Source organism: Aeromonas sp. YN13HZO-058, from assembly GCF_001921245.1.
GTDB lineage: Bacteria > Pseudomonadota > Gammaproteobacteria > Enterobacterales > Aeromonadaceae > Aeromonas > Aeromonas allosaccharophila.
The window spans coordinates 1-10165 of record NZ_MQSY01000058.1; the positions used below are offsets into that span (position 1 = coordinate 1).

The following is a 10165-nucleotide window of genomic DNA, read 5'->3' on the forward strand; positions in this document are numbered from 1 at the left end:
ATCCGAAACCAATCAACAGGTTTCGGATTTTTACACATCAGCAGGATCGGTCAATGGATCCTTAACTGATCGGCATTAGCCATCGGCTCCCCTCTTTTCTATCCGTCTTGATCCGTCACATCAGCTTAGCGGGCATCTTCTTTCAGCCACTGCGCCACACGCTTGGCGAAATAGGTGAGGATGCCGTCGGCCCCGGCCCGCTTGAAGCAGAGCAGGGACTCCATGATGCACTCCTTCTCTTTCAGCCAGCCGTTCTGGATCGCCGCCATGTGCATGGCGTACTCGCCACTCACCTGATAGGCGAAGGTCGGCACGCCGAACTGATCCTTCACCTGACGGATCACGTCCAGATAGGGCATACCCGGCTTGACCATCACGCTGTCGGCCCCTTCCTGAATATCCAGCGCCACTTCGTGCAGGGCTTCGTTGCTGTTGGCCGGATCCATCTGATAGGTGGCCTTGTTGCTCTTGCCGAGGTTGCCGGCAGAGCCGACCGCATCGCGGAACGGGCCGTAGTAGCAGGAGGCGTACTTGGCGGAGTAGGCCATGATCTGGGTGTTGATGAAGCCGTTCTCTTCCAGCGCGGCGCGGATGGCACCGATGCGGCCATCCATCATGTCGGACGGCGCCACGATATCGACCCCGGCCTCGGCATGGGAGAGCGCCTGCTTGATCAGGATCTCGGTGGTGATGTCGTTCAGCACATAGCCTTCGTCATCGATGATGCCGTCCTGACCGTGGGTGGTGAACGGGTCGAGCGCCACGTCGGTGATGACCCCGAGCTCAGGGAAGCGGGCCTTGAGGGCACGCACGGTACGCTGGGCCAGCCCGTTCGGGTTGTAGGCCTCTTCGGCCATCAGGCTCTTGCTCTCCAGCGGGGTGACCGGGAACAGGGCAATGGCGGGTACGCCCAGCTCTACCAGCTCAGCAGCCTCTTCCAGCAGCAGATCGATGGAGAGACGCTCCACTCCCGGCATGGAGGGAACGGCTTCCCGACGGTTTTCCCCCTCCAGCACGAACACCGGATAGATGAGATCGTTGACGGTCAGTACGTTCTCGCGCACCAGACGACGGCTGAAATCATGTTTGCGCAAGCGGCGCAGGCGGCGACCCGGAAAGGCGCCCGGAAGAGTTGTAGCCATGAATCACTCCTGGAGAGGAAGTTGGAAGAACGCGGCGGAGGTGGCCCGGGTGTGGGCCAGCAAGGCCTCGGGCGCTTCACCACGACAGGCCGCCACCACCTGGGCGATGTGCGGCAAAAAAGCGGGTTCGTTGCGTTTCGGGCGTGGTTTCAGATCCCGCGGCACCAGATAGGGGGCATCGGTCTCGATCATCAGCCGACCGGCCGGAATGCGGGCCACCTGTTCGCGCAGCAGCTGACCTCGGCGTTCGTCGCAGAGCCAGCCGGTCACCCCGATATGCAGACCCAGCGCCAGACACTCGTCCAGCTCCTCATCGGAGCCGGTGAAGCAGTGCAACACGGCCCCCGGCAGCTTCGACAGCCAGGGACGGAGGATCTCGATGAAACGGGCGTGGGCGTCACGGCAATGGAGGAACACCGGCATCCCGAGCTCGGCGGCCAGTGCCAGCTGGGCGTCGAACACCGCATCCTGCACCGGACGGGGGGAGAAATCGCGGTTGTAGTCGAGACCGCACTCGCCGATGGCGGCCACCTGCGGCAGCGCCGCCAGCTCGCGCAGGGCGGGCAGGGTCGCCTCATCGACACTCTTGGCATCGTGAGGATGGACCCCGGCGGTGGAGAAGCAGTAGCCCGGCCAGCGGGCGGCCAAGTCGGCACTCTCGCGGCTGCCAGCCAGATCGGTACCGGTCAGGATCAACGCTTCAACCCCGGCGGCACGGGCGCGGGCTACCAGCTCAGGCTGTTCACCGGCGAACTGGCTGCTGGTCAGGTTTAAACCGATATCGATCATGGGATGAGACGTTCCGAACAAAAGGAAGACATATCAGGTATTTGAAAACCATCTACTCGATGGGCCAACACCATACGCCTCGAACGGGAGCATGAAAAGAGGAAGGGAGCCTCAGCTCCCCTCGTTCTGCTATTCCTGAGGACTTCGTCATCCTCTCGCCGTCCGGCAAACAGGTGACGAACAGAGCCTCAGCTCTCCACATCCGGTTGTTCCTGTTGCTCTTCATCCTCTTTCTTCACATAGAAGCGGGCGAAGAACAGACCTATCTCCCACAGCGCCCACATCGGGATGGCGAGCAGGGTCTGGGAGAAGACATCAGGCGGCGTCAGCAGCATACCGACCACAAACACCCCGACGATGACGTAGGGACGCTTCTCCTTCAGGTTCTTGGGCGTGGTCACACCTGTCCAGCACAGCAGTATGGTGGCGACCGGAATTTCGAACGCAACCCCGAACGCGAAGAACAGGGTCAGTACGAAGTCCAAATAGCTGGCGATGTCGGTCGCTACCGTCACCCCGGCAGGGGCGGTACTGGTGAAGAAACCGAACACCAGCGGGAACACCACGTAGTAGGCGAACGCCATGCCTGCATAGAACAGCACGGCACTGGAGGCGACCAGCGGCATGATCAGCCGCCGTTCATGCTGGTACAGACCGGGGGCGATAAAGGCCCAGGCCTGATAGAGCAGATAGGGGATCGCCACGAAGAAGGAGACCACCAGGGTCAGCTTGATCGGCGTCAGGAAGGGGGTCGCCACATCCGTCGCGATCATGCTGGTCCCTTCCGGCAGCTGGCTGAGCAGCGGCTGGGCCACGAAGTCGTAGATGTTGTTGGAGAAGTAGATCAGCCCCAGAAACACCACGAGGATGGCGCTAATGGAACGCAGCAAGCGAGTTCTCAGCTCAACCAGATGGCTGATCAGGGGTTGTTCGGCCTGACTCATGGCTTCACCTCCCCTTTTACTGCGGAGTCGCTGACCGGCACCGGCTCGCTCTCCCGCTGGCTGTTGACCGGCGGCACGTCGTGGCTCAGCTGCACCACAGGCTCCACCGGCGTGGCAGGCTCAGCCTGGGCAACCGGCTCGGGGCGCGGCGGACGGATCTCGTTCTCCACCTGATAGGGGCGATTGACCGACTGGGCCGCCGCCTTGAGCTGCTCGATAGACTCCTGCAGCTCGGGGCTCAGGTTGCTCATCTGCAGCTGTTCAGCCTTCTTCAGGTCGTTGTGCAGCTCTTGCAACTTGAGCTCCTGCTCCAGCTCGGACTTGACCGAGTTCGCGGTCGAACGAATGAGGCGGATCCAGTGGGTAGCCGTGCGGATGGCAACCGGCAGCCGCTCGGGCCCCAGCACCACCAGTGCTACTACACCGATAACGACCAGCTCCCAAAAACCGATATCGAACATGGCTTAGGCCTGGTCTTTGTCTTTCTGCTTGGCGGACTCACTGCTCTGAGTGGCCGCTTCGTTCAGCTGTTTCGGGGGAAACTCGGCATCTTTCTGCTCGGCCTTGGCATCGGCCGGCTCGTCGGAGAGTGCTTTCTTGAACCCTTTGACCGCCGCGCCCAGATCACCGCCAATCCCGCGCAGTTTCTTGGTACCGAACAGCAGCACGACGATGACTGCAATGATCAACAATTGCCAAATACTGATACCACCCATGATTTTCTCTCCAGAACAGGCGCCTGACGGCGCGGTTGTTGATTAATGGGAACGGGCTCGCAACCAGCCGACCAGCCAGCAGAGGGCTGCACCGGCGAGACTGGCTTGTCCCCACTCAATGTGTTGTTTTTGGGTCAGCAAGAATACACCCGCCAATAGCAGGCTGGCTCCAACCCCTAAGAGGTAGCGGGCCTGCCCCTGCCGACGGCTGTGACGGCGGAACTCGGCAAACATCTGGTCGAAATGACGCTGCTGATGACGGGTCTGGCGCAGGGTCTCATAGACCAGCTCCGGCAGCTCCGGCAATTTCTCAGCCCAGAATGGCGCCTTCTCCTTGATAGCGTTCCACACCGCTTTCGGCCCGACCTGCTCGTGCATCCAGTTTTCCAGATAGGGCTTGGCGGTCTGCCACAAATCGAGCTGCGGGTAGAGCTGACGCCCCAACCCTTCCACATAGAGCAGGGTCTTTTGCAACAGCACCAGCTGCGGCTGCACCGTCATATGGAAGCGGCGGGCAGTGTTGAACAGGTTGAGCAGCACGTGACCGAACGAAATTTCGGAGAGCGGCTTCTCGAAGATCGGCTCCAGCACGGTGCGGATGGCGAACTCGAACTCGTCCACCTTGGTGTCTGCCGGTACCCAGCCCGACTCCACATGCAGCTCCGCCACCCGGCGATAGTCGCGGTTGAAGAAGGCGAGGAAGTTCTCCGCCAGATAGCGTTTGTCTTCCCGATTGAGGGTGCCGACGATGCCGCAGTCGATACCGATCCAGAGCGGGTTCTCCGGGTGTTCGTAAGAGACGAAGATGTTGCCCGGGTGCATGTCGGCGTGGAAGAAGCTGTCGCGGAACACCTGGGTGAAGAAAACCTCTACCCCGCGCTCGGCCAACAGCTTCATATTGGTGCCGTTGGCTTCCAGCGCTGGAATGTCAGAGACCGGAATGCCGTAGATACGCTCCATCACCAGCACCTGCTCGCGGCAGAGATCTGTGATGATTTCAGGCACATAGAGCGCCTCGGAGCCGGTGAAATTGCGGCGCAGCTGGATGGCGTTGGCCGCTTCGCGCATCAGATTGAGCTCGTCGAGGATGGTCTTGCGATACTCCTCCACCACCTCGATGGGGCGCAGCCGCGCGCTCTGGGGCACGAAGCGGGCCACCAGACGGGCCAACGCCTGCATCAGTCGCAGATCGGCTTCGATGACCGGCTCGATGTCGGGGCGGATCACCTTGATGACGATCTCGCGGCCACTCTCCTTCAGGCGAGCGGTGTGCACCTGGGCGATGGAGGCCGACGCCAGCGGCGTCTCGTCGAAGTCGTCAAACAGGGTCTCGATGGGGCAACCCAGGCTCAGCTCGATCTGCTGGCGCGCCGCCTGACCACAGAAGGGGGGCACCCGGTCCTGCAGCAGAGCCAGCTCTTCGGCGATATCCGGCGGCAGCAGGTCGCGGCGGGTCGAGAGCATCTGGCCAAACTTGATGAAGATGGGGCCAAGGGCCTCGAAGGCGAGCCGGATGCGAGCACCGCGGCTGAGATCCGGTTGCTTGTTCTTGAGCCAGAACAGCGAGCGACGGGCCAGACGACCCGGCCAGGGTTGATAGCGGGCGGGCACCAGTTCGTCGATGCCCTGCTCCAGCAAGATGGTGATGATGCGATAGAGGCGTTTGAACTCCTTCGGGGTCATCAGGTCACCTGCTGTTCGAAGCGGGCCAGCCGCAGTTCGACGGCCTTGAGCTGCTGGGCCAGCACCTCGACGTCATCGTTGAAACTCGCCACTTCCAGCGGGCCGGGGGCTAGGCGGGCCTCTTCGGTCAGATATTCCGCCAGCTGGCTGCGGGTGCGGCACAGTTCGCGGCCAACCAGACGACGCGCCTGACGGGCACCGCGCAGCAGGGTGTGGGCCAGCACGTCGCCGGTATAACGCGACAGCTCCTCTTCCCAGTCGATATCCAGCTCACCCAGCAGCACGCTGAATGCCTGTACCAGCTGGGGATCACCGCTCAGGTCCAGCTTCTCCTCGCGGATATAGCGGGTCAGAGCGGAAGGGTCTTTCAGCAGACCGAGGGCGGTCAGCGACAGACTGAGCACCGCATCGGCCTCCCCTTCATGCTGGGCCAGCACATCCAGTCGACGCTCGGAGAAGACAAACCAGAGCGGCTTGAGTTCACGCAGCTCCAGCTTGAGCACCTTGCCCACCAGTTTGCGCAGCCGCTCCGGGCTCTGTTTGTCCAGCGCCAGCAACTGGTTGAGGCTGGTTTCGATCACCGCGGTGACCATGGCATCCAGTTGTATCGGGATTGGCATAGGCAACCTTAAAACTTGTAACCGCGGTGCAGGGCGACCACACCCTGAGTCAGATTGAAGTACTCCACCTGCTCGAAACCGACATTTTCCATCATGCCAGCCAGGGTCTGCTGATCCGGGTGCATGCGGATGGACTCTGCCAGATATTTGTAACTTTCACCGTCGTTCGCGACGATTTCGCCCATTTTCGGCAGCAGTTTGAAGGAGTAGAGGTCATAGAGCTTGGCGATCACTTCGCTGACCGGCTTGGAGAACTCCAGCACCAGCAGACGGCCACCCGGCTTGAGCACGCGGAACATGGAGGCGAGCGCCTTGTCCTTGTCGGTGACGTTGCGCAGGCCGAATCCGATGGTAATCACATCGAAGTGGTTATCCGGGAAGGGGAGCGCCTCGGCGTTGGCCTGCACGTAGGAGACGTTGTTGGCGACCCCCAGATTGCGCAGCTTGTCGCGGCCCACTTTCAGCATGGAGTCGTTGATATCCGCCAGCACTACCTGACCGGTCTCGCCGACGATGCGGGAGAACTTGGCGGTCAGATCTCCGGTACCACCGGCCAGATCCAGCACCTTCTGGCCCTTGCGCACACCGGAGCAGTCGATGGTGAAGCGCTTCCACAGGCGGTGGATGCCGAACGACATCAGATCGTTCATCAGATCGTACTTGGCTGCCACCGAATGGAAGACACCTGCTACCAGAGTTTCCTTCTCGGTCGCGGCCACGGTTTTAAAGCCAAAATGCGTTGTCGTTGCTTGTTCTGACATCCCTTAAACACCCATAGAGCAAAGAATGGCCGCCAGTTTACCAGAGCCACTGGCGTCCGGACACCTTAAACCCGGCTCGCAACCAACTGCATGCCCAGCACCACCATGGCCAGACAGAGGAAGAGATTGAGCGCGATATTGAGCAGCGCTTTCAGATAGGCCCCATGCTGGGCCAGCACTACCGTATCGAGGGCAAAGGAAGAAAATGTGGTCAGGGCGCCGAGGATCCCCACCATCAGCAGTGGCTTCATCGGATGCTCAACGATATGGCCGTGGCTGATGAGGGCGTAGGCCACCCCCATGATGAAAGAACCCACCACGTTGACGGCCAGAGTCCCGTAAGGAAAGTGGCGCCCTAGCAACAGCGCCATCAGCTCTGAAATACCAAAACGCAGGCAGGCGCCGATGGCTCCGCCGGCAGCAACAAATAACCAGGTTTGCATGGAGTCACCCCCTAAGGATAAGGCCGCCATTATGCGCAATGGCAGCCCTTGTGCCCAGAGGCGGAACTAATCGCCACACTCCCTGATTGAAAACTCAGCGGCGAAAATTGATCGGCTCTGGCTGACCCAACACGATTTCGGTCTGTGCAGGACGGGTTTGGGCGATAACCTTGCCATGACGGATCGAATAACGCACCGGCACCTGACGACGCACCGCATCGAAGCCGTTGTCGGCGGGCAGGATCAGCAGGTTGGCCGGTTTGCCGACCTCGATGCCATAGCGATCCTGCACGTTCAGGGTGCGGGCGCTGTGGCTGCTGATCAGCTTCAGGCCGTCGTTGATCTGCTCGTAACCCATGATCTGGCAGACATGCAGCCCCATATGCAGCACCTGCAACATGTTGGCAGTGCCCATGGGATACCAGGGATCGAACACGTCGTCGTGACCGAAGCAGACGTTGATGTTCGCCTCCAGCATCTCCTTCACCCGTGTGATGCCACGGCGCTTGGGATAAGTATCGAAGCGACCCTGCAGGTGAATGTTCACCAGCGGATTGGCCACGAAGTTGATGTCTGCCATCTTGAGCAGCCGGAACAGACGGGAAGCATAAGCGCCGTTGTAGGAGTGCATGGCGGTGGTGTGGCTGGCAGTGACTCGATGACCGATACCGCGCTCGTAGGCCAGGGTCGCCAGCGTCTCGATAAAACGGGACTGCTCGTCATCGATCTCGTCGCAGTGAACATCCACCAGAACCTGATACTTCTCGGCAAGATCGAAGATGTAATGCAGACTTTCGACCCCATATTCCCGAGTAAACTCGAAATGGGGGATCGCGCCGATCACGTCGGCCCCCAGCCTGAGCGCCTCCTCCATCAAGGCCTTGCCATTGGGATAGGAGAGGATCCCCTCCTGCGGGAAAGCGACGATCTGCAGCTCCACCCACTCCTTCATCTCTTCCCGCACCTCCAGCATCGCCTTCAGGGCAATCAGATTGGGGTCGGAGACATCAACGTGAGTACGCACAAACTGGATGCCGTTGGCGATCTGCCACTTCAGTGTCTGGATGGCGCGCTGTTTCACATCCTCATGGGTCAGCAGTGCCTTGCGCTCGGCCCAGCGCTCAATCCCCTCGAACAGGGTGCCGGAGAGATTCCAGCTCGGCTCGCCCGCCGTCTGGGTGGTATCGAGGTGAATGTGGGGTTCGATAAAGGGGGCAATCGCCAGACCGCCCTCCCCGTCCAGCACCCGACCGGCGACGGCATGTTCGTCATGGGGTTCGATGGCGGTGATGACCCCATCCTGACAGCGGATCTGCCACAACCCTTCCCGATCGGTAAAACGAATATGTTGAATCAGCATTTGCTAGCTTCCTGTACCAGAACCGGCCGCTGAGTGAGGCGAACCAGAATGAAATAGGTGAAGGCGGCGCCCAATACCGCGTTCAGTGGCACTATGCCCGGCAACCATTTACCGACAGCCACCCCGACTGCCGTGGCGACCAGCGCCTGCCAGCGCACCGTCTCGAACTGTTGATCGGCAAACTGACGGTAACGCTCACGATTGAGCAGGAAATCCATGATGATAATGCCACCGATCGGCGGAATTGCCGTACTCAAAAAGGCCAGCCAGCCGACAAAGTTGTTGTAGAGCCAGAGGGCGCAAGCCGTGCCAATCAATCCATTGATCACGCTGAGCGGCTTGCTCTTGAGACCCGTTATGTTGGCAAAACCAAGACCGGATGCGTAGAGGGCGTTGTCGTTGGTGGTCCAGATATTGAGGCCCAGTACCAGAATGGCGGGGATCAGCAGCCCCTGCATCAGCATCACTTCCGAGATATCGGCCTGACCGGTCACCGCCGCGCCAGCTGCGCCGAAGATGAACATCAGCGTGTTGCCCAAAAAAAACGCCACCATGGTAATCATGACGGCGCCCCAGGGTTTGCGACCAAATCGGACAAAATCGGCGGTCAGGGTTCCTGCACTGATAAAGGAACCGACCACCATGGTCAGCGCCGTGGTGAACTCGATGGGATTGGTCGGTTGCACCTGCTGCAACGCCGCCATGCCACCAGTAGAGGTCACCGCCAGCCAGACCGAGTAACCGCCGAGCAGCGCAATGGCCGGCACGGCCACAAAGCTCAGCACCATCAGAGCGGAGATCCCGAAGTAGACGGTCACCGTCATCAGAATGCCCGAGATGGCGATCAGCCAGTTCACATCGATGCCGGTCGCCTTCTGTACCGGCAGCGCAAACATTGCCACACCAACACCGAACCAGCCGACCTGAGTGCCGCCCAGCAACAGCGAAGGCAGCCAGGAACCTTTCACCCCGAAGGAGTAACGAGCCAGCAGATGGGTAGAGAGACCGGTTGAAGCACCGATATAACCGAGACAGGCGGTGTAGATCCCCAGCAGCAAGTTGCCGATCAGTACCGCCTTGATAAAGTCATCGAACACCAGCCCGGTACCTAGCGCCCCGCCGGTCCACATACTGGCAGAGAAGAAGGTCAGGCCGAGCATCACCAGCATCAGCGACAGCACACCTTTGCGCCCCTTGGCGGGAACCGCCCCCAAACAGTATTCATTATCCTGCGCCATGCTCTCTCTCCACGTAATAGGCAAAACGCGCCGGATTTTACATGTAAAACGTTTTACGTCAATCAAACAACGATGAATATCGCGAAATTAATAGGTTTTGTGGTCAAACGAACCACAAAAATGGAGAGAGATGGAAAAGTATGAAACCCTGAGAAATGGGGATCAGCAGAGAATATGGTGACGTTTTACCGAGAGACAAATGCAAAAAAGCCTCCCTTTTCAGGGAGGCTTTTGCTTTCATGGTGCTGATACCCAGAGTCGAACTGGGGACCTCATCCTTACCAAGGATGCGCTCTACCAACTGAGCCATATCAGCACACTAACCGGTAAAGACCGCACTGGGTGCGCTATCTAAATCTTTTGTCCAACACAACCTTACGTTGCGTCACGACCAACCACATCGCTGTGATTGCTTAATTAAAGCCTGGCAGTGTCCTACTCTCGCATGGCGAATGCCACACTACCATCG

At 59.8% G+C, this 10165-nt stretch carries 11 protein-coding genes and 1 tRNA gene; all 12 read right to left on the reverse strand.

What is annotated here, in order from left to right; translation table 11 throughout:
* Positions 1-125: 125 nt before the first annotated feature.
* A complete protein-coding gene (gene hemB / locus BSP75_RS14380) occupies positions 126-1142 on the reverse strand; it encodes a porphobilinogen synthase (protein ID WP_033112882.1) in 1017 nt (338 codons plus the stop codon).
* A gap of 3 nt (positions 1143-1145) precedes the next feature.
* A complete protein-coding gene (locus BSP75_RS14385; protein WP_075113658.1) occupies positions 1146-1931 on the reverse strand; it encodes a TatD family hydrolase in 786 nt (261 codons plus the stop codon).
* 188 nt (positions 1932-2119) lie between these two features.
* Positions 2120-2875, reverse strand: a complete 756-nt coding sequence (tatC, locus tag BSP75_RS14390; RefSeq protein WP_075113659.1) for a twin-arginine translocase subunit TatC — start codon at positions 2873-2875, stop codon at positions 2120-2122.
* A complete protein-coding gene (gene tatB, locus BSP75_RS14395) occupies positions 2872-3336 on the reverse strand; it encodes a Sec-independent protein translocase protein TatB (RefSeq protein ID WP_058053178.1) in 465 nt (154 codons plus the stop codon). The genes tatC and tatB overlap by 4 nt, the downstream gene beginning before the upstream one ends.
* A gap of 3 nt (positions 3337-3339) precedes the next feature.
* A complete protein-coding gene (gene tatA, locus BSP75_RS14400) occupies positions 3340-3591 on the reverse strand; it encodes a Sec-independent protein translocase subunit TatA (RefSeq protein ID WP_058053177.1) in 252 nt (83 codons plus the stop codon).
* 42 nt (positions 3592-3633) lie between these two features.
* Positions 3634-5274, reverse strand: a complete 1641-nt coding sequence (gene ubiB, locus BSP75_RS14405) for a ubiquinone biosynthesis regulatory protein kinase UbiB (RefSeq protein ID WP_058053176.1) — start codon at positions 5272-5274, stop codon at positions 3634-3636.
* Positions 5274-5882, reverse strand: a complete 609-nt coding sequence (locus BSP75_RS14410) for an SCP2 sterol-binding domain-containing protein (protein ID WP_058053212.1) — start codon at positions 5880-5882, stop codon at positions 5274-5276. The genes ubiB and BSP75_RS14410 overlap by 1 nt, the downstream gene beginning before the upstream one ends.
* A 20-nt stretch (positions 5883-5902) precedes the next feature.
* Positions 5903-6655: a bifunctional demethylmenaquinone methyltransferase/2-methoxy-6-polyprenyl-1,4-benzoquinol methylase UbiE gene (gene ubiE / locus BSP75_RS14415; protein ID WP_042656756.1), complete on the reverse strand. Its 753-nt coding sequence runs from the start codon at positions 6653-6655 to the stop codon at positions 5903-5905.
* 65 nt (positions 6656-6720) lie between these two features.
* A complete protein-coding gene (gene crcB, locus BSP75_RS14420; RefSeq protein ID WP_042060796.1) occupies positions 6721-7098 on the reverse strand; it encodes a fluoride efflux transporter CrcB in 378 nt (125 codons plus the stop codon).
* A 94-nt stretch (positions 7099-7192) separates the two neighbouring features.
* Positions 7193-8458: a cytosine deaminase gene (locus tag BSP75_RS14425; RefSeq protein ID WP_075113660.1), complete on the reverse strand. Its 1266-nt coding sequence runs from the start codon at positions 8456-8458 to the stop codon at positions 7193-7195.
* Entirely contained in the window at positions 8452-9696 is a 1245-nt protein-coding gene (codB, locus tag BSP75_RS14430) for a cytosine permease (protein WP_075113661.1), read from the reverse strand. The genes BSP75_RS14425 and codB overlap by 7 nt, the downstream gene beginning before the upstream one ends.
* A gap of 240 nt (positions 9697-9936) precedes the next feature.
* A tRNA-Thr gene (locus tag BSP75_RS14435) sits at positions 9937-10012 on the reverse strand.
* Positions 10013-10165 lie beyond the last annotated feature (153 nt).